Source organism: Pseudomonas sp. Pseusp49, assembly GCF_059491875.1.
Map to the genome: position 1 here is coordinate 124,408 of NZ_CP168514.1, position 19,585 is coordinate 143,992.

At 60.7% G+C, this 19,585-nt stretch carries 17 protein-coding genes; 3 read left to right on the forward strand and 14 right to left on the reverse strand.

All coding sequences use genetic code 11. From position 1 onward, the window contains the following. Nucleotides 1-52: 52 nt before the first annotated feature. The 8 genes from ACEN83_RS00450 to ACEN83_RS00485 form a co-directional block, all read right to left on the reverse strand. Nucleotides 53-1,405 (reverse strand): LLM class flavin-dependent oxidoreductase, encoded by a 1,353-nt coding sequence (locus tag ACEN83_RS00450; RefSeq protein ID WP_495579218.1) that lies wholly within the window; start codon nucleotides 1,403-1,405, stop codon nucleotides 53-55. Further along, on the reverse strand, nucleotides 1,406-2,599 hold the full coding sequence (locus tag ACEN83_RS00455; protein WP_495579219.1) for an SfnB family sulfur acquisition oxidoreductase: 1,194 nt from the start codon (nucleotides 2,597-2,599) through the stop codon (nucleotides 1,406-1,408). 23 nt (nucleotides 2,600-2,622) lie between these two features. After that, nucleotides 2,623-3,855, reverse strand: a complete 1,233-nt coding sequence (locus ACEN83_RS00460; protein WP_495579220.1) for an SfnB family sulfur acquisition oxidoreductase — start codon at nucleotides 3,853-3,855, stop codon at nucleotides 2,623-2,625. Nucleotides 3,856-4,172: 317 nt separating this feature from the next. Further along, complete coding sequence (locus tag ACEN83_RS00465) at nucleotides 4,173-4,937, reverse strand: hypothetical protein (protein ID WP_495579221.1); 765 nt, start codon at nucleotides 4,935-4,937, stop codon at nucleotides 4,173-4,175. Nucleotides 4,938-5,420: 483 nt separating this feature from the next. Continuing rightward, nucleotides 5,421-6,176, reverse strand: a complete 756-nt coding sequence (tcyN, locus tag ACEN83_RS00470) for an L-cystine ABC transporter ATP-binding protein TcyN (RefSeq protein ID WP_007972898.1) — start codon at nucleotides 6,174-6,176, stop codon at nucleotides 5,421-5,423. A 4-nt stretch (nucleotides 6,177-6,180) separates the two neighbouring features. Then, nucleotides 6,181-6,846 (reverse strand): cystine ABC transporter permease, encoded by a 666-nt coding sequence (gene tcyL, locus ACEN83_RS00475; protein WP_007983131.1) that lies wholly within the window; start codon nucleotides 6,844-6,846, stop codon nucleotides 6,181-6,183. Beyond that, nucleotides 6,846-7,646, reverse strand: a complete 801-nt coding sequence (gene tcyJ / locus ACEN83_RS00480; protein ID WP_007972895.1) for a cystine ABC transporter substrate-binding protein — start codon at nucleotides 7,644-7,646, stop codon at nucleotides 6,846-6,848. The genes tcyL and tcyJ overlap by 1 nt, the downstream gene beginning before the upstream one ends. A 297-nt stretch (nucleotides 7,647-7,943) precedes the next feature. Then, complete coding sequence (locus tag ACEN83_RS00485) at nucleotides 7,944-8,936, reverse strand: D-cysteine desulfhydrase (protein WP_495579222.1); 993 nt, start codon at nucleotides 8,934-8,936, stop codon at nucleotides 7,944-7,946. 190 nt (nucleotides 8,937-9,126) lie between these two features. Between ACEN83_RS00485 and epsC the strand changes: the two genes are divergently transcribed. Next, on the forward strand, nucleotides 9,127-10,053 hold the full coding sequence (epsC, locus tag ACEN83_RS00490) for a serine O-acetyltransferase EpsC (RefSeq protein WP_007972891.1): 927 nt from the start codon (nucleotides 9,127-9,129) through the stop codon (nucleotides 10,051-10,053). A 406-nt stretch (nucleotides 10,054-10,459) separates the two neighbouring features. After that, nucleotides 10,460-12,415 carry a choline transporter BetT gene (betT, locus tag ACEN83_RS00495; RefSeq protein WP_162130348.1) on the forward strand — a complete coding sequence of 652 codons (1,956 nt, stop codon included), beginning with the start codon at nucleotides 10,460-10,462 and terminating at the stop codon, nucleotides 12,413-12,415. Between the two features lie 24 nt (nucleotides 12,416-12,439). On the opposite strand, the gene ACEN83_RS00500 is transcribed toward betT, so the two are convergent. After that, nucleotides 12,440-12,700: a hypothetical protein gene (locus ACEN83_RS00500; protein WP_007972888.1), complete on the reverse strand. Its 261-nt coding sequence runs from the start codon at nucleotides 12,698-12,700 to the stop codon at nucleotides 12,440-12,442. Nucleotides 12,701-12,937: 237 nt separating this feature from the next. Here ACEN83_RS00500 and mgrA point away from each other — a divergent pair, with 237 nt between their 5' ends. Further along, nucleotides 12,938-13,975 carry an L-glyceraldehyde 3-phosphate reductase gene (gene mgrA, locus ACEN83_RS00505; protein WP_495579223.1) on the forward strand — a complete coding sequence of 346 codons (1,038 nt, stop codon included), beginning with the start codon at nucleotides 12,938-12,940 and terminating at the stop codon, nucleotides 13,973-13,975. A 90-nt stretch (nucleotides 13,976-14,065) separates the two neighbouring features. Here the strand turns inward: mgrA and tauD are convergent, their stop codons facing one another. The 5 genes from tauD to gshA all read right to left on the reverse strand — a co-directional run bounded on the left by tauD (nucleotide 14,066) and on the right by gshA (nucleotide 19,509). Next, the gene (tauD, locus tag ACEN83_RS00510) at nucleotides 14,066-14,905 is read right to left on the reverse strand and encodes a taurine dioxygenase (protein WP_495579224.1); all 840 of its coding nucleotides are present in this window, start codon (nucleotides 14,903-14,905) and stop codon (nucleotides 14,066-14,068) included. 167 nt (nucleotides 14,906-15,072) lie between these two features. After that, nucleotides 15,073-15,906, reverse strand: coding sequence for a taurine ABC transporter permease TauC (gene tauC, locus ACEN83_RS00515; protein WP_495579225.1), 834 nt, complete (start codon nucleotides 15,904-15,906; stop codon nucleotides 15,073-15,075). Continuing rightward, nucleotides 15,903-16,697, reverse strand: a complete 795-nt coding sequence (gene tauB, locus ACEN83_RS00520) for a taurine ABC transporter ATP-binding subunit (RefSeq protein WP_007972881.1) — start codon at nucleotides 16,695-16,697, stop codon at nucleotides 15,903-15,905. Before tauB ends, tauC begins: the two co-directional genes overlap by 4 nt. Before the next feature lie 16 nt (nucleotides 16,698-16,713). Continuing rightward, nucleotides 16,714-17,691, reverse strand: a complete 978-nt coding sequence (tauA, locus tag ACEN83_RS00525) for a taurine ABC transporter substrate-binding protein (RefSeq protein WP_495579226.1) — start codon at nucleotides 17,689-17,691, stop codon at nucleotides 16,714-16,716. 234 nt (nucleotides 17,692-17,925) lie between these two features. After that, nucleotides 17,926-19,509 (reverse strand): glutamate--cysteine ligase, encoded by a 1,584-nt coding sequence (gshA, locus tag ACEN83_RS00530; RefSeq protein WP_495579227.1) that lies wholly within the window; start codon nucleotides 19,507-19,509, stop codon nucleotides 17,926-17,928. Nucleotides 19,510-19,585 lie beyond the last annotated feature (76 nt).

Here is a 19,585-nt window from a genome sequence, read left to right on the forward strand (position 1 = left end):
CTCCTACAGGGGATCGCGAACCCTTGTAGGAGCTGGCTTGCCAGCGATGCTCTTAGCGTCGGTAAGTTGAGCCGGTATGTTGCTCAGGCAGATGCGCCTCCTGCTGAAACAGCTTTTCGCGCAAGGTCCCATCGTCATAAGCGGTCTTGTACGACCCCCGTCGCTGCAACTCGGGAATCACCAGTTCGATGAAATCCTCATAGCTTTCCGGGGTGACGACGCGGGTCAGGTTGAAGCCATCCAGCCCGGTTTCGACGATCCACGACTCCAGTTCATCCGCCACTTGCTGCGGTGAACCGACCACGGTGATGTAGCGGCCACCGAGGGCGTGTTGCTCCAGCAATTTGCGGCGGGTCCAGTCGTTGTTTTGCAGGTGTTTGGTGGCGGACTGGATCGCGTTGCTCTTCACGTACTGGATCGGCTCGTCGATTTCATATTGGGAAAAATCGATCCCGGTGGATGCCGAAAAGTGCGCCACGCCGGCCTCGGCACTGGCGTAGCTCAGGTATTCGGCATGCTTGGCCCAGGCCAGCGCTTCGGTGGCGCCGACGATCACGTTCAGGCCCATGAACACCTTGATGTCCTCGGGATTGCGCCCGGCTTCGACGGCACTGGCACGGACCTTGTCCACCTGGGCCTTGGTCGATGCCTTGGTCTGGCCGCTGATGAACACGCACTCGGCATGCCGCCCGGCGAACAGCAAGCCGCGATCCGAACTGCCGGCCTGGAACAGCACCGGCGTGCGTTGTGGCGAGGGTTCGCAGAGGTGATAACCCTCGACCTGATAGAACTCGCCCTTGTGCTCGACCTTGTGCACCTTCTCAGGCTGCGCATAGATCCGCTGCTGTGGATCGTTCAGTACCGCGCCGTTTTCCCAGCTGCCTTCCAGCAGTTTGTAGAGCACCTCCAGGTACTCGTCGGCCTGGTCATAACGACGGTCATGCTCGACCTGTTCGCTCAGGCCCATGGCCTTGGCGGCGCTGTCGAGATAGCCGGTGACGATGTTCCAGCCGACTCGGCCACGGCTGAGGTGATCCAGCGTCGACAGGCGTCGGGCGAACAGGTACGGCGCTTCGTAGGTGAGGTTGGCGGTCAGGCCGAAACCGAGGCTTTTCGTCACCGCGGCCATGGCCGACACCAGCAACAGCGGGTCGTTGACCGGCAGCTGGATCGACTCTTTTAGCGGCACGTCCACCGAGTTCTGGTAGACGTCGTAGACCCCGACGATGTCGGCGATGAACAGGCCGTCGAACAGCCCGCGCTCGAGCAATTGCGCCAGTTCGGTCCAGTATTCGATCCTGTTGTAACGGGTGGATGTGTCGCGCGGGTGCGTCCACAAACCGTGGTTGATGTGCCCGATGCAGTTCATGTTGAAGGCATTGAGCAGGATCTTCTTTTTAGCCATTCAGATGGTCCCCCGCAGTGGCGGGTTTTCATCGTTGAGGTAGTAGTTGCCCACGGCGTGGTACTTCCAGCGCACCGGATCGTGCAGGGTGTGCACCCGGGCGTTGCGCCAGTGGCGGTCGAGACCGTGTTCGATCAAGGTCGCCTGACTGCCGGCCAGTTCGAACAGCGTGCTGCCGGCGGCCAGGGAGATTTCGGTACTGAGGGCACGGGCTTCGGCGACGGCAATCGATGCGGCTGCGACGGTCTCGGCCTGGGTGTCGGCCTGGGTTTTGTCGAGGTATTCGCCGGCACGCTCCAGCAGTGCCTCGGCGGCGTGCAGGCGAGTGCTCAGGTGGCCGAAGCTCTTGAGGGTCAGTGGGTCGTCCGTGGCTTTTTCGTGGGTGGCGTCGATCCATGGCCGGGTTTTGCTGCGCACGAAGTGCAGCGCGTCCTCATACGCAGCGCGGGCGATGCCGGTGTCGATGGCGGCATGGAGAATCTGCGCCAGCGGGCCGACCGGGGTCGGGCGCTCGAAGGCGCTTTGAAAGGGGATGACGTCTTCGGCCGCGACGTAGACATCTTCGAACACCACCGAACCGCTGCCGGTGGTGCGCTGGCCGAAGCCGCTCCAGTCGTCAATTACGGTGAGGCCCTTGCTGTTGCGCGGGACGAACGCCAGTTGCTGCACGCCGTTTTCATCCACCACCGAGGTGGGAATGCGCTGGGCGTAAATCGCACCGGTGGCGTAGAACTTGCGGCCATTGATGCGATAGCCGCTGCCGTCGCGGGTCAGGCTGGTGATGCGATCGTGGGCGGTTTTGGTGCCGAGTTCGGCGAGGGCATTGCCGAAGCGCTGGCCGGTCAGCACTTCGGCATAAAGACGATTTTTCTGCTCATGGCTGCCGTTCACGCGCAGCACTTCGAGGGCATAAAAATGGTTCTGCGGAATTTGCCCCAGCGAGCCGTCGGCCTGGGCGATCAGGGCGATGACCTTGGCCAGGGTGACGTTGGAAACACCGGCGCCGCCATATTCCTTGGGCACGCTGATGCCCCACAGGCCCGAGCGGGAAAACACCTCCAGTTCCGGGTGTGGAAGACGGCGTTCACGGTCGCGTGTGGCGCTGTCACGTTTGAAATCTTCGGCCAGATCGCTGGCGACAATCAGGGCTTGCTCATCGCTGGTGATGACCGCGACGTGTTGAGAAATGCTCATGTGCTTCTCCAGATGTCTGGTCGTTAAATCCAGGAATGACGATTAGGCAGCGTGCCGTTGAGGCGATAGGCGCCGATGGCGTGATACTTCCAGCGCACCGGATCGTGCAGCGTGTGCACCCGGGCATTGCGCCAGTGGCGGTCGAGGTTGAATTCGGCGAGGGTGGCGCGGCTGCCGGCCAGTTCGAACAGCTTTTCGCTGGCCTGCAACGAAATCTCGTTGGTCAGCACTTTGGCTTCGGCCACGGCAATCGAGGCGCGGGCGGCGGACTCGGCGGTGAGCGGTGCGGCGCTGACTTCATCGAGCACCTGCCCGGCCTTGCGCAGCAGCGCTTCGGCGGCGTGCAGTTCGATTTTCAGCTTGCCGATATCGGCGATCACGTACAGGTCATCGCTGGCCCGCTCGACCTTGGCGTCGATCCACGGCCGGGCGCGGGTTTTCACGAAGTCGATGGCGTCGTCGATGGCGCCCCGGGCGATACCGGCGTCGATGGCCGCCTGGATCAGTTGGGAGACGGCGCCCTGGATGTTCGGCGTGTCGTTGATCCGCCAGTTATCCACCACCAGTTCGGGATCGACCTGCACGTTGTTGAGCAAAATCGTGCCGCTGGCGGTGGTGCGCTGACCAAAGCCGGACCAGTCATCGACGATGCGCAGTCCCGGCGTGCCGCGACGGATGAACGCCAGCACTTGTTTGCCGTCGTCGTTCAATGCCTTGACCGCAACCCAATGGGCGAACAGTGCACCGGTGGAGTAGAACTTCTGGCCGTTGAGAACACCGTCGGCGGTGAGGCGTGCCTTCAGTTCCAGAGTGTTTTTGGTGCCGCGTTCCGGCCCGGCATTGCCGATGCGCCAGCCATCCAGGACGCTTTTGAACAGTTGCCTTTTCTGCGCTTCGGTGGCGCTCCCGAGGATCAGGTTAAGAATGCCGAACTGGTTTTGCGGGATCTGCCCAAGCGCCGGGTCGGCGGCGGAAATGATCGCGAAGACCTCGGCCAGAGTGACGAATGAAACCTGCGGGCCACCGTACTCGCGGGGGATGGAAATGCTGCCCAGGCCGCTGCGGGTGAACAGTTCGATTTCAGACCATGGGAGCTTGCGCAACTGGTCGCGTTTGGCCGCTTGCAGGCGTGCGACGTGCGCCAGTTCGTGGGCTGCCTTGATGGCTTGGGCGTCATTGCGCAAGATTTGTGCGGGCAACAACAACGGGGCGATGTCCAGGTCACTCTGGACGATTGCATCTGCCAGACTGGACATCAGTGCCACTCCTTGGCTGCTCGCAATGCCCTGGCGATCTGCACTGGGGTGATTGTGTTCCGGACCATACCTACCTCACATCTCATGGAAGCGCCGCTTGTGGCCGCGCATGAAAACAAGAATGTCCGGTGGTCCGGTGTATATACCCTAAACGTGTATAAATATTTTATGAACTAACTTTTAGGAATATAGATAGAAGGGTGGCAATGCCGCTGTCGCCAAGATCGCAGCCTTCGGCAGCTCCTACAGGGGTTTATGCCTTAACCCTGTAGGAGCTGCCGAAGGCTGCGATCTTTTGAATTTTTACCGTAACGACATCATCGTCTGTGAGTCTCGGCAGCCTTGAGGTGCTGTTTCTTCGGGACTCTCAGATAAGGATTGGAGCAACCGATCTTCAGCGTGCGGGCCGGTGCCCAGCGGGAGTTGTTGCCCACCCTGTCGAGAATGCAGTACGTCACTTCCAGCCGCAGATCTTCACCGGCTTCGAGGATGATGGCCGGTGGTATCCAGACCTGGATCGGCTGGCCTATATCGGCGGACTTGAGCGGTGGCAGATCCATGCGCACATCGCCCCAGCGCAGGGTGATCTCGTCGTCGACGGCCATGTTCAGGTACGGCTCGATGGTCAAGGGAACACCGCGTTTGACCTGGCTCGGATTCACCCCCTGACGGCGAATCGCCTCGGGAATGCTCACCGGTGCCAGGCACTGGTTTTCATCGCCGCAAAGCGCCGAGGGTTGGCCGCCAGGACAGTCGAGTTTGATCTGCACGTTTTGACTGGCCGATACCGCCGGGCCCCGGCCAATCTGCATGACCCGGTAGTGAATGCGCGAGGTACCGTTGGCGACAAAACTCTCAGGCACCCGCAACTGCACCGGTCGGCCGACATCGCTGGCCGTCAGCACGCGGGAAGCCACGTAGCAGTTGTCCCAGAACAGTTCGACCAGGTCTCCTGCGTCCATGGCGGGGTAGGGTGCCACATCGATCAGCAGGTGCGCTGCGCAGGTGACGTTGATGCCGGCCTTGTTCGATTGCGCCAGGGTCGGGGCTGCAAGCCCGGATTTGTTCGAGGTGCTATTCATGAAGTCTCCTTGAAGTCTTGCAACGAAGTCCGTTTCTGGAATATCAAAAACCAATAATCGAACAGCTAAACCATTAATTACTTTGAGCGGGAATAATGAGTTTAATGTGATGAGTGTCGCTGGCTGGAGACTAGATAAGAGTCAGGGGGATCCGCTGTCAATAAGATTTGTTAGTTATGGTGGTTGTGTGGAGCTATTCAGAAAGTTCCTACGGTTCCAAGTAATTAAACCGTGCCTGTGCGTCGAAGTTTTCTGCTGAAAGTGGGTGAATACGGGCGGATTGGTGCAAGTCGTGGGCGCCGTCCTACGGCGGAGGATCTGGTTGAATTGGCATTGCTTAATGATCGTGAAGCATATATTTGTGCCGTGCACGCGTACAGGATATGCATGTTTAATGGGTGAGTTTTGTTTGGTATTAATGAAAGGTCTTTCGAAGGGGTGTCACTTCCATCCATGGAAGTTTACCGTTGTTGCGCTGGGCTGTTAGTTATGAGCGTTATTCAGGAACTTGCTCAGGAACTGCCGGGTTCGTTCTTCTTTCGGGTTGGCAAACAACGCCTTCGCTTCGCCTTGTTCGACGATTACGCCCTTGTCGAAAAACACCACACGGTTGGCCACGTCCCGGGCAAAACCCATTTCGTGGGTGACGATCACCATGGTGCGTTTTTCTTCAGCCAGGCCGCGGATGGTCGCCAATACCTCGCCCACCAGTTCCGGGTCGAGGGCCGAGGTCGGCTCATCGAACAGGATCACTTCGGGCTCCATCGCCAGCGCCCGTGCAATTGCCACGCGCTGTTGCTGGCCACCGGAGAGGCGACGCGGGTAAGCGTCCTCCTTGCCCGCCAGACCGACCTTGGCCAAGAGTTTTTTACCCAGGGCTACGGCGTCGGCGTGCGGGGTCTTCTTGACCACGATCGGGCCTTCGATGACGTTTTCCAGGGCGGTGCGATGGGGGAACAGGTTGAAGTTCTGGAACACGAAGCCCACGTGCTGGCGCAAACGTCGCACCAGGCTCTGCTGCTGGTTCAGGGGACGGCTGGTATCGATCTCGATATCGCCGACCTTGATCCGGCCGCTGGTGGGTTCTTCCAGGAAATTCAGGCAGCGCAGGAAGGTGGTCTTGCCCGAACCGCTAGGGCCGATGATCGCGACCACCTCGCCTTCCTTGACCTCAAGATCGATGCCATTGAGCACGACTTGACCCTTGAACTGCTTTGTCAGTTTTTCCACGACAATCATTGGGTCAGGACTCCTGGTCGTGCCGATTGACCCGCGCTTCCAACTGGTTCTGCAGGTGCGACAGCACCGTGGCCAGGACCCAGTAGATCAGTGCGGCGGCAAGATACATGGTGAAGATTTCGAAAGTACGGGCTGTGATCAGTTGCGCCTGTCGGAACAGCTCCGGCACCTGGATGGTAGCGGCCAACGCCGTGTCCTTGACCAGCGAGATGAAGCTGTTGCCCAGTGGCGGCAATGCGGTGCGCATGGCCTGCGGCAGGATGGCCCGGCGCAGGGTTTGCGCGCGGGTCATGCCGATACTGGCAGCGGCTTCCCACTGGCCGCGCTCGATGGAGCTGATCGCGGCACGCAGGATTTCGCAAGCGTAGGCGGCCATGTTCAGCGAGAAGCCGATCAGGGCCGCCGGCAGCGGATCAAGTTCCAGACCCAATTGCGGCAAGCCGTAATAGATCACGAACAGTTGCACCAGCAACGGCGTGCCGCGAAAGAACGACACGTAGATGCGGGCGATCCAGCTCACCAGCTTGAAGCGCGACAGGCGCATCAGCGCCAGGCCGAACCCCATCACCAGGCCGAAGAACATCCCGCCCAGGCTGAGGATGACCGTGTAGTACGCGCCCTTGAGCAGGAAGGGCGCGGAGTCCAGTGCGAGTTGGAAAGCTTCTTCCATTATTGAGTGACGTCAGCGTTGAAGTATTTTTCCGAGAGCTTTTTCAGGGTGCCATCGGCGCGCAGCTTGTCGATCGCCTTGTTCACTGCGGCCAGCAGTTCAGGCTCGCCTTTACGCAGGGCAATGCCGGCTTCCTGACGGGAGAATGCGTCACCGGCGGCGGTGGTGTCTTTGGCCTTCTTGGCGTATTCCAGTGCAGCCAGACGGTCGATCAGAATGGCGTCGATACGGCCGACACGCAGGTCCTGGAACTTGGTCGGATCATCTTCGTAAGTGCGGATGTCAGCGGTCGGCACGTTGGTTTTCACCCACTCTTCGTAGTTGGTGCCCAGGCCTACGCCGACTTTCTTGCCACCCAGGTCGGCAGCGGTCTTGATGTTCAGCTCGGGGGCCTTCTTGGTCAGCACCAGTGCCTGGATACCGGAAACGGTGTACGGCTCGGAGAAGTCATACTTCTTCTTGCGCTCTTCGGAGATGGTCACCTGGTTGATCACTGCGTCCAGGCGCTTGGATTCCAGGGCTGCGAGGATGCCGTCCCATTTGGTCGGTTGCAGTTTGACCTTGACGCCCAGCTCTTTGGCCAGGGCTTCGGAGAACTCGACTTCGAAGCCGGTCAGTTTGCCGTCGGCATCGACGAAACTGAACGGTGGGTAAGTGCCTTCCAGGCCAACGTTGATCACGCCGGCGTCTTTGATTTTTTGCAGTTGCTCACCGGCAACGGCTTGGCCAATCAGGCCGGCGCTCAGTGCCAGGCCCAGCGAGCCCACCAGCAGATTGCGACGTAGTGCGGAAAAATTCATGACAAGCCCCTGTGTTTTCTTATGGAAGACGCTTTAGGAAAGTTGGCAAATTCGGGATTCGGACGACTGCGATATCCTGCCCTAATGCAGCTTATGCGTCTCGCTGCAAATTCGCCTGCGGCGTGAATATAAGACGCCGCCGTTAGATAGGAAAATAATAAATATTCTTTTTGTTATGCGTTAAATGAATATGTGGCGGTTGTGAGAAAAGATCGCAGCCTTCGGCAGCTCCTACATGGATTGGCATGCACCTGTAGGAGCTGCCGGAGGCTGCGATCTCTTGATCTTCTGAATCGCCTACAGAAAATCCCTATAGGCAAACAACGCCGGCGCCCCGCCAGTGTGCAGGAAGATAATCGGACCCTCGTCGAAACGCTGACGCCCGATCCCGTCCAGCAAGCCTGCCATGGCCTTGCCAGTGTAGACCGGGTCCAGCAGCAAGCCTTCCTGACTCGCCAGCAGCTTCACCGCCGCCAGTGTTCCGGCATTCGGCTCGCCATAACGCGGGGCGAAGTATTCGTCCCACAACTCGACCTTGAAAGCATCCGGCAAGCTCACACCCAGCAGCTCGGCAGTGCGCTCGGCCAGGCCTTGAACCTTTGGCCGCTGGTCTTCATCGCTGCGCGAGACCGTCACGCCGATCACTGGCAGATCCGGCAGTGCTTCACTCAAGGCCAGTGCCAGACCGCTGTGGGTACCGGCACTGCCCGAGGCCAGGACCACGGCGGCGAACGTCAGGCCGGTGTCCTTGATCTGTTCGGCCAGTTCCAGCCCGGCACGTACATAACCGAGTGCGCCCAGCGCGTTGGAGCCTCCGATCGGCACCAGGTACGGCTTCTTGCCATTGCTGCGCAGTCGGCCGGCCAGGGCTTGCAGTTGTTCGTCGGCGTTGTCGAGGTTTTCCACCAGTTCGACCTTGGCATCGAACAGGTCGAGCAGCAGGCGGTTGCCGTTGCCGGTGTAATTGTTGTCATCGGTGTCGAGGGGGTTTTCCAGAAGGGCTACGCAGCCCAGACCCAGTTTCGCCGCAATGGCGGCCGTCTGGCGCACGTGGTTCGATTGCAGCGCGCCGGCGGTGATCAAGGTGTCGGCGCCCTGGGCCAGTGCATCGGCGGCCAGGTATTCGAGTTTGCGCAGCTTGTTGCCGCCCATTGCCAGTGGCGTCAGGTCATCGCGTTTGACGTACAGGTCGCGACCCAGCCAGGTCGACAGGCGTTCGAGTTTTTCCAGGGCGGTGGGTTGACCGAGCAGGTCGAGGCGGTTAAAGCGGGCGAGCTGTTGTTTGATCATGGGTCCGTACTGGCCGTGGAAGATCTCAGGACTATAGGCACGCGAAAAAGGCTGGGCAACCGTCAATTGCTTATAGCCAATCGTAATGAGCACAGCATTATTGGTTCTTAATTTGCCCCGCTGCCCTTGCCGTAAAGTAATCGCCGTCAGTGCGGCCAGACAGTCCGGTCGCCCGTGAGGAGTTTTTACCGTGAGTGAGCGTTCCAGCCATTGGCAATTGCAGACCATCGTCAGCCAGCTGCGCACCGCGCGTGAGCAGTGGCGAGCGCAAAATGGCCGGGCCAGTACCGAGCAGGGCGGTCGCGAGTTGCCCTCCCGGGCGGCCATGGCAGAGATTCTCGAAGCCTTGTGCGGTGCGCTGTTCCCGATGCGCCTGGGGCCGGTTGACCTGCGCGAAGAGAGTGAAGACTTCTACGTCGGCCACACGCTGGATGTGGCGTTGAATGCGCTGTTGGCCCAGGCGCGACTCGAACTGCGCTATGCCGCGCGCCACAGTGCCCAGGCCGATACCGAAGTCGAAGCCAAGACCATCCAGATCATCCAGGACTTCGCCCTCGCCCTGCCAGGGTTGCGCAGCCTGTTGGACACCGACGTACTGGCGGCCTATCACGGCGACCCGGCGGCGCGCAGTGTCGATGAAGTGCTGTTGTGCTATCCGGGGATCCTGGCGGTGATTCACCATCGGCTGGCTCACCATTTGTACCGTGCCGGGCTGCCGTTGCTGGCGCGGATCAGCGCGGAAATCGCCCATTCGGCCACGGGCATAGACATTCACCCCGGCGCGCAGATCGGCCGCAGTTTCTTCATCGACCACGGTACCGGCGTGGTGATCGGCGAAACCGCGATCATCGGCGAGCGCGTGCGGATTTATCAGGCCGTGACCCTGGGTGCCAAGCGCTTCCCGGCGGACGAAGACGGTCAGTTGCAGAAAGGCCAGCCGCGGCATCCGATTGTCGAGGATGACGTGGTGATTTATGCCGGGGCGACGATCCTGGGGCGGATCACCATCGGCCAGGGTTCGACCATTGGCGGCAACGTCTGGCTGACCCGCAGCGTGCCGGCGGGCAGCAACCTGACCCAGGCGAATCTGCAGCATGAAGACGGGGCGCAAAAATAAGATCCCTGTTGTAGGACCTGTATGACCTGTAGGACGTGTAGGAGCTGTCGAGTGCAACGAGGCTGCGATCTTTTGATTTTGATTTTTCGGTGCATTGGAAAAGATCGCAGCCTCGTTGCACTCGACAGCTCCTACAGCTCTTACAGCGCCTACAGAACCCCGTAAATCCCGCGTTTTTCCCTCCCTTGAGCTAGCGTACAACCACTACCGCCGAGCCCTGCGATTAGTCCTTAGCCCCCTATCCATGTTTAACTTGAACGTTCATTCAAGTTAAACCGGCGGTTCGCTGCCCGCTCACAACAGGAGGCTTGCCTTTGCTGAGTCCGATTTCTACAGCCACGTTTTACCCCTTCGAGGTGCACCGTACATGAGTGCATCGTCCATCCCTCCAAGCGGCCTGGTCCGCATGAATCCGCCGGTGTTCTGGTTCTCGGCGAGTTTCATTCTGTTGTTTGGTGTCGTTGTCATCGCCATGCCCGAGCAGGCCGGTGCCTGGTTGCTGGCGGCGCAAAACTGGGCGGCCAACACGGTCGGCTGGTATTACCTGCTGGCGATGACCCTGTATCTGGTCTTCGTGGTGGTCACCGCCTTGTCCGGCTACGGCAAGATCAAGCTCGGTGCCGACCACGACGAGCCCGAATTCAGCTATTTGTCATGGGCCGGCATGCTGTTCGCCGCGGGGATCAGCATCACCCTGTTTTTCTTCTGTGTGTCCGAACCGTTGACCCACATGTTGCAGCCGCCGCAAGGCGAGGCCGGCACGGCGGACGCGGCGCGTCAGGCGATGCAGATTCTGTTTTTGCACTGGGGTTTGCATGGCTGGGGCGTGTTCGCCTTTGTCGGTATGGCGCTGGCCTATTTCGCCTATCGCCACAACCTGCCGCTGGCCCTGCGCTCGGCGCTGTATCCGCTGATCGGCAAGCGCATCAATGGTCCCATCGGCTACGCGGTGGATGGCTTCGGCATCATCGCCACGGTGTTCGGCCTCGGCGCGGACATGGGCTTTGGTGTGCTGCACCTCAACTCGGGTCTGGATTACCTGTTCGGCATCGCCCACACCCAGTGGGTTCAGGTCGGCCTGATCACCCTGATGATGGGCGCGGCGATCATCGTTGCGGTGTCGGGCGTCGACAAGGGCGTGCGGGTCATGTCCGACATCAACATGCTGCTGGCCTGTGCGCTATTGCTGTTCGTGTTGTTTGCCGGCCCCACGCAGCACTTGCTCAACACCCTGATCCAGAACCTCGGCGATTACCTCGGCGCCTTGCCGATGAAGAGTTTCGACCTCTACGCCTACGACAAACCCAGCGACTGGCTGGGCGGCTGGACGGTGTTTTATTGGGCCTGGTGGATCGCATGGTCGCCGTTCGTGGGCTTGTTCATCGCGCGGATTTCCCGTGGCCGCACCATCCGTGAATTCGTCTTCGGCGTACTGCTGATTCCGCTGGGCTTCACCTTGGCGTGGATGTCGATCTTCGGCAACAGCGCCATCGATCAAGTGCTCAACCACGGCATGAGCGCGCTCGGCATGTCGGCTATCGACAATCCGTCGATGACGCTCTACCTGCTGCTGGAAACCTACCCGTGGAGCAAAACCGTCATCGCGGTGACGGTGTTCATCAGCTTTGTGTTCTTCGTCACCTCCGCCGACTCTGGCACGGTGGTGCTGTCGACGCTGTCCGCCAAGGGCGGCAATCCCGATGAAGACGGGCCGAAATGGCTGCGGGTGTTCTGGGGCGCAATGACCGCACTGGTGACCAGCGCGCTGCTGTTTTCCGGCAGCATCGATGCGTTGAAGTCGGCGGTGGTCCTGACGTCGTTGCCGTTCTCACTGATCTTGCTGTTGATGATGTGGGGGCTGCACAAGGCGTTTTATCTGGAGTCGCAGAAGCAGATTGCGCAGATGCATTCGTTGGCGCCTGTGTCCGGGTCACGACGCGGCGGCTGGCGTCAACGCCTGAGCCAGGCCGTGCATTTTCCGTCGCGGGACGAGGTTTATCGCTTCCTCGATACGACGGTGCGACCGGCCATTGAGGAAGTGTCGGCGGTGTTCCGCGAAAAGGGGCTGCACGTGGTCATGCACCCGGACCCGGCCCATGACAGCGTCAGCCTGGAAATCGGCCACGGCGATCAGCATCCGTTCGTTTATCAGGTGCAGATGCGCGGCTATTTCACGCCTTCGTTTGCCCGTGGCGGCATGGGTTCCAAGCAACTCAACAATCGCCGTTACTACCGGGCCGAAGTGCATTTGAGCGAGGGCAGCCAGGACTACGACCTGGTGGGCTACACCAAGGAACAGATCATCAACGACATCCTCGACCAGTACGAGCGGCACATGCAGTTCCTGCATCTGGTGCGTTGATCACGGGCAGGGCGCCGGGGCTTTTCAGCTCTCGGCGCTCAGCACCATGAACAACACCAGCGCCGCCACCGGAATGCTGAACACCATCGTGCCGATCCCCAGTTCCGTACTCAACGACTGGCCGGCGGTCACCACGCCGATGGCGCCGTTGATCACTGTCAGCGCCAGCCACAGGATCACGAAACTGTAGGTGAGTGTCTGGCGGCTGAAGCCGAGTTTCTCGCCGATGAACAGCATCATCGCGAGCAGGACCAGGCCGAAGGTGATGATGATGGTGGTGTGCATGGCTTCTTCCGTCCTTGCGATCGTTATCGCGTCTTCGTTGCTTTGGCGACTGTGTTCCTGTCGACCCGGATCACGCAAGCCTGTCACTGTTCTGTTCAATTGTGCGGGCAGAATGAATTTCTGTGAAACGTTTCAGCATTTAGTCGAATCCCGGGTTTTCTGGCGTTGATCCGGGCGTATGCTGGGCGACTGGCGAAGCAGTCGATACCAGATTCAAGACCGACAAGAGAGGATTCGATGACTTACACCGCTGCCGAAAACCGCTACGACTCCATCCCTTACCGCCGCGTGGGCCGCAGCGGCCTGGTGCTGCCTGCGCTGTCGTTGGGCCTGTGGCACAACTTCGGCGACAGCACGCCGATCGATACCCAGCGCGCGTTGTTGCGCACGGCATTCGACCTGGGGATCAACCATTTCGACCTGGCCAACAACTACGGCCCGCCCTATGGCAGCGCCGAAATCAACTTCGGCCGTTTGCTGCGTGAAGACTTCAAGCAGTACCGCGACGAACTGATCATTTCCAGCAAGGCCGGTTGGGACATGTGGCCGGGGCCTTACGGTCAGGGCGGCGGTTCGCGCAAGTACGTACTGGCCAGCCTCGACCAGAGCCTGCAGCGCCTGGGCGTGGACTATGTCGACATCTTCTATTCCCACCGTTTCGACCCGGACACGCCACTGGAAGAAACCGCCAGCGCGCTGGCCACCGCGGTGCAGCAGGGCAAGGCGTTGTACATCGGCATCTCGTCTTATTCCGGGGTGAAAACCCGCGAAATGGCGGGCTTGCTCAAAGAGTGGAAGGTCCCGCTGCTGATCCACCAACCGGCCTACAACCTGCTCAATCGCTGGGTGGAAAAAGACCTGCTGGACACCACTGACGAACTCGGTACGGGCGTGATTGCGTTCACGCCGTTGGCGCAGGGATTGCTGACCGACAAGTACCTCAACGGCGTGCCGGCGGATGCGCGGGTCAATCGTCCGGGGGGTGGTTCGTTGCAGGCGTCGCACTTGTCCGAGGCCAACATCGCCCAGGTGCGCGCACTCAACGAAATCGCCAGGCGTCGTGGCCAGAGCCTGGCGCAACTGGCGCTGGCCTGGACCCTGCGTGATCCACGGGTCACTTCGGCATTGATTGGCGCGAGCCGGCCGGAGCAGATCATCGAGAACGTCGGGGCGTTGAAGAACCTGAGCTTCAGTGCAGAGGAGCTGGCGGAGATTGACCGGTTTGCCCAGGAGGGCGGGATCAATCTTTGGGAGAAGCCTTCGACTGCGGAGTAGGCTTAAAAGCAAAAGATCGCAGCCTGCGGCAGCTCCTACAGGGGATCCCGTATCCATGTAGGAGCTGCCGCAGGCTGCGATCTTTTGATCCTAAAAAAACGGCACATCCCCCAACACCGTCGCCCGCTGCATCACCCGCCGCGCCGGCCGGTAATCATCCACCGCGTAATGCTGGGTCACGCGGTTGTCCCAGAACGCAATGTCGTCCTGCTGCCAGCGCCAGCGAATAGTGAATTCAGGCCGCGTGGCGTGGGCAAACAGAAACTTCAGAATCGCCTCGCTTTCGGTTTCCGACAGTTCGTTGATCTTCGAGGTGAAGCCTTCGTTGACGAACAGCGAACGCCGCCCGCTCACCGGGTGGGTGCGGATCACCGGGTGTGACAGCGGCGGATTCTTGCGCCGTGCTTCTTCCCACTGGACTAACGCTTCGGGCGTGTTGCCATAACGCTCCAGTGGGAACGAACGGGTGAAATCGTGGGTGGCGGTCAAGCCTTCGAGCAAAGTTTTCATCGGTGCCAACAGGGCTTCATACGCGGCAATTCCACTGGCCCACAAGGTGTCGCCGCCAAACTCCGGCAGCAGCTTGGCGCTGAGCACCGCGCCCATGGCCGGGGTCGGCAGGAAGGTCACGTCGGTGTGCCAGATCGCGTTATCGCGCACGTCGGTGACGGCGGTGTCGAGGATCAGCACTTCCGGCTGTTCCGGCACATTGGGGTAGATCGGGTGAATGTGCAGGTCGCCGAAATTCGCGGCGAATCGCGCCTGTTGCTGTGGCGTGATCGGCTGGTCGCGAAAGAACAGCACCTGATGCTTGAGCAGGGTCTGCTCGATGGCGTCGCGTTGTTCCGCGCTCAGCGGCTGGCTGATGTCGACGCCGCTGATTTGCGCACCGAGGGCAGAACTCAAAGGGACGATGGTCAACTGGCTCATGGTCTTTCTCTTCAATACTATCGTGAACAACATCGCCCCTGTAGGAGCTGCCGAAGGCTGCGATCTTTTGATCTTGCCCTTCAACCGAAAGGTCAAAAGATCGCAGCCTTCGGCAGCTCCTACAGGGGGTGATTTGAAAAAGGGGGTTGTTCCTGGCTGAAAAGGCTTCAGTGGGCCTGGCCGTGCCATGGCACCAATTTGCGTTGCAGGGCGCGCAGGCCCATTTCCATGGCGAAGGCGATCAGTGCGATCACCAGAATCCCCAACACCACCACATCGGTGACCAGGAACTGCGCGGCGGACTGCACCATAAAGCCAAGACCGCTGGTGGCGGCGATCAATTCGGCAGCGACCAGGGTCGACCAACCGACACCGAGGCCAATGCGCACCCCGGTCAGAATGTCCGGCAAGGCACTCGGCAAAATCACGTGGCGGATCAACTGTGCGCGAGTGGCACCCAACGACTGCGCGGCACGCAATTTGGCCGGGTCGACCGTGCGCACGCCGGTGGCGGTGGCGATGGCAATCGGGGCGAAGATCGCCAGGTAGATCAGCAGCACTTTCGACAGTTCGCCGATGCCGCACCAGATCACGATCAGCGGCAGGTAGGCCAGCGGTGGAATGGGGCGGTAGAACTCGATCAGCGGGTCGAGCACGCCACGGGCGATACGGTTGACACCGATGGCGATGCCCACCGGCACGGCGGTGAGAATCGCAAAGCCGAGGCCCAGGCCGATGCGGTTCAGGCTCGCGCCGAGGTGCTGCCACAGGGTTGAGTCCATGTAACCCGAGGTCGCCAGCAGCCAGCCTTTTTGCAGCACGGCGGAGGGCGGCGGCAGGAACAACGGCTCGATCAAGCCGGTCGCGGTCACGGCCCACCAAATGACAATGAGCGCGGCCAGTGTCAGCACGCTGATCCAGCGAGTGCTCAAGCGGCGACGTGCGGCAGGCACAGGAGTGCCTGGCTTTATCGCGGCGACGGGAATTTCGTAACTGCTCATGCGCGCTCCTGCCGCTGGGCGGCGCTGCGTTGGGAGAACACTTTGGCGAGTACGTGTTCGCGGGTTTCGATAAAACGCGGATCGGATTTGATCGAGCGGGCCGACTCACCGGCGGCATAACGCTGACCGAAGTCGAGGCTCAGGCGCTCGACGATTTGCCCGGGGTTCGGTGCCAACAGAATCAGGTCGGTGGCGAGGAACACGGCTTCTTCGATGTCGTGGGTAATCAGGAACACCGGCTTGGCGGTGCGCTGCCAGACTTGCAGCAACAGCTCCTGCATCTGCTCGCGGGTGAAGGCATCCAGGGCGCCGAAAGGTTCGTCCATCAGCAACACGCGCGGGTCGGCAGCGAGCGCGCGGGCGAGGCCGACACGCTGCTTCTGGCCGCCCGAGAGCTGCCAGATGCGGCGCTGGTCAAAGCCGGAAAGATCGACCAGGGCGAGCATTTCCCGGGCACGCGCTTCGCGTTTGTCCCGGGCAATACCGGCCAGCTCCAGGCCGAAGCCGACATTGGCCAGTACGTCCTGCCAGGGCAGCAGCGCATCGTCCTGGAACACCACGCCGCGCTCGGCGCTCGGGCCTTTGACGGGCACGCCGTCGAGGGTGATCCGCCCGGCGCTGGGTTCGACGAAACCGGCAATCAGGTTCAACAGCGAGGTCTTGCCACTGCCGGACGGGCCGAGGGCGACCAGCAATTGCCGTGGCCCCAGGCTCAGGGAGATATCCGCCAACACCGGTTCCGGGTTGCCGGGGTACTGTGCGCTGATGCGCTCCAGCTGTAGCAAAGCCATCGCAGTCAACTCCCGATCAATTGGTGATGAACTTGGCGCTGACGTACGGCGCGTAGTCCGGCAGCACGGCCTCGACCTTGCCTTGTTCCTTGAGGAACGCCGCGGTGTCGGTGATGGCTTTGGTGGTCGGCGCGCCGAGGGTAAGCACCTGGTCAGCCGCCAGCGGGTAAACGTTGCCTTGCAGCAGCAGTGGGATATCGCTGGCCTTGGCGCCGGACAGTTTTACCAGCTTGTCGACGTTGCCCTGGTTGGCGAGCCAGGCTTGTGGGTCTTTGCGGTAGTCGGCGTAGGCGTCGAGGGTCACTTTGGCGAACGCGGTGACGATCTCCGGATGCTTCTCGGCGAAATCCTTGCGCACGATCCAGGCATCGAAGGTCGGAGCACCGAACTTGGCCAGTTCACCGGAGGTGATCAGTACCTTGCCGTTTTCCTTGGCCACGCCCAGAGCCGGGTCCCACACGTAGGTGGCGTCGATGTCACCGCGTTTCCAGGCGGCGATGATCGCCGGTGGCGCCAGGTTGAGAACGGTGACTTTCGAGGGATCGATGTTCCAGTGCTTCAGCGCAGCGAGCAGGCTGTAGTGGCCGGTGGAAACAAACGGCACGGCGATTTTCTTGCCGATCAGGTCTTGCGGGGTCTTGATCCCGGAGCCGTCGCGGGCGACCAAGGCTTCGGCGGCGCCGATCTGGGTGGCGATGAGGAAGGTTTCCACCGGGACTTTACGAGTGATGGCAGCGGTCAGCGGGCTGGAACCGAGGTAGCCGATCTGCACGTCGCCGGAGGCGATGGCGGCGATGATATCGGCACCGTTGTCGAATTTGCGCCAGCTGATATCGGCCTTGGTGGCCTTTTCGTAAGCGCCGTCGGCCTGGGCGACTTTCGCCGGGTCAACGGTGGTCTGGTAGGCGACGGTGACGTCGGCCGCCTGGGCAAAGAAAGTCGCGGTAGCCAGGGTTGCGGCCGCCAGCAAGCGTAGAGGGAAAGTCAGTTTCATCAGAAAGCTCCTTGTCAGGCGACCGAATGTCGGCGTGAGAAAGAGACTAAATGATCTAAGAATTCGAAAATAAATAACTTTTTCGAATTAGCTTATGAGCGGGCAATGTTAAAGGGTCAAAAGATCGCAGCCTTCGGCAGCTCCTACGGAGGCAGCGTACGGCCAAAAAAAATCGCAACCTGCGGGACTCCGTGTAGGAGCTGCCGAAGGCTGCGATCTTTTTACAGGCGATGATTAATTACTGATCGCCAGAATGCTCGCCTGGTACGCCCCGACAAACACATCGAAATCACCGACTTCGTTCTGTTCCAGCTCAGCCTGTTGAGCCAGCGATGAACGCGCCCGCTCTTCAAACTGCGCTTGTTCCTCAGCCGCCAACGGCTCGCTGCGGAAGAACTCGGCGTGCGCCTGGCTTTGGCGCAGGGAGAACTGGGCAAAGCTCTCCTTGTGCTCGGCCATGGCCGCCAACACCTGGGCCGACGGCGTCAGGGACGGGTCCCGGACCTTGGCCATCTGGGCGTCCAGCGCCTTGCTGTGGGCATCGCCGCCATGGCTCTGGTCGAGCATTGCCGCCAGCGGAGCGATTTTTTCCAGCAGCTCACCGGCCCATTCCTTCAGATCAACCGGCTGAGCGTCACGTTGCAGTTGCAGGCCTGGACGACGACCTTCCTTGACCACGCTGAGGAAGTTCGAGGTCGCGTTGCCGCAGCTGGTGTTGGTCAGCAGCGGGCTGTCGTTGAGCGCGCAGTACAGCAGGAACGCATCGAGGAAGCGCGACTCGGTAAGGTCGATGCCCATCGGCAGGAAGGGGTTGATGTCCAGGCAGCGTACTTCGACGTACTGGATGCCCCGGGCCATCAGCGCCTGGATCGGCCGCTCGCCGGTGTAGGTCACGCGTTTCGGGCGGATGTTGGAGTAGTACTCGTTTTCGATCTGCAGGATGTTGGTGTTGAGCTGCACCCACTCGCCATCCTGGTGGGTGCCGACTTCGACGTACGGCGCATACGGCGTGGCCACCGCTTTGCGCAGGCTGTCGGTGTAGCTGGCCAGATCGTTGTAGCAGGGCGTCAGGCCGGCCTGGGCGTTGCTCTGGTAACCCAGGTCGCTCATACGCAGGCTGGTGGCGTACGGCAGGTACAGGGTGTGCGGGTCCAGTTGTTCCAACTGGTGCGAACGGCCGCGCAGGAAACCGGCGTCCAGCGCTGGCGACGCACCGAACAGGTACATCAATAGCCAGCTGTAGCGGCGGAAGTTGCGGATCAGCGCGATATAGGACGACGACTGGAAATCGCGGTCGGTGCCGACAAAACCTTCGGCCTGCCTGAGCAGCGGCCAGAGTTTTTCCGGCAGGGAAAAGTTGTAGTGGATGCCGGCAATGCATTGCATGGTCTTGCCGTAACGCAGGGCCAGGCCCTTGCGGTACACGTACTTGAGCTGCCCGATGTTGGACGTGCCGTAATAGGCGATCGGGATGTCTTCCTCGGCCGGCAACGGGCACGGCATCGATGGGCTCCACAGATACTCGTTGCCGAGCTTGCTGTAGGCAAAACGGTGAATGCTGTCCAGGCTCGCCAAGGTGTCCGCCGGGTCTGGCAGGGCCGGCGTGATGAACTCCAGCAGCGACTCGGAGTAGTCGGTGGTGATCTGTTCGTTGGTCAGCGCGGAACCCAATTCTTCCGGGTGCGGCGTTTGCGCCAGGCGACCTTCGCCGGTCACGCGCAGGCATTCACGTTCGATGCCGTGAAGGCACTGTTCGAGCAGAGAGAGGTTAGCGCGCTCGCCGAGCAGGGCCAGGCGGCGGTTGAGAAGTTCGCTCAAGTTGGATTCCTTCACGCGTCAGTCGCCCCAATATGGGGGTGGGCAAGACGGTCTACAAGGGTGAAGTTAAAACTGG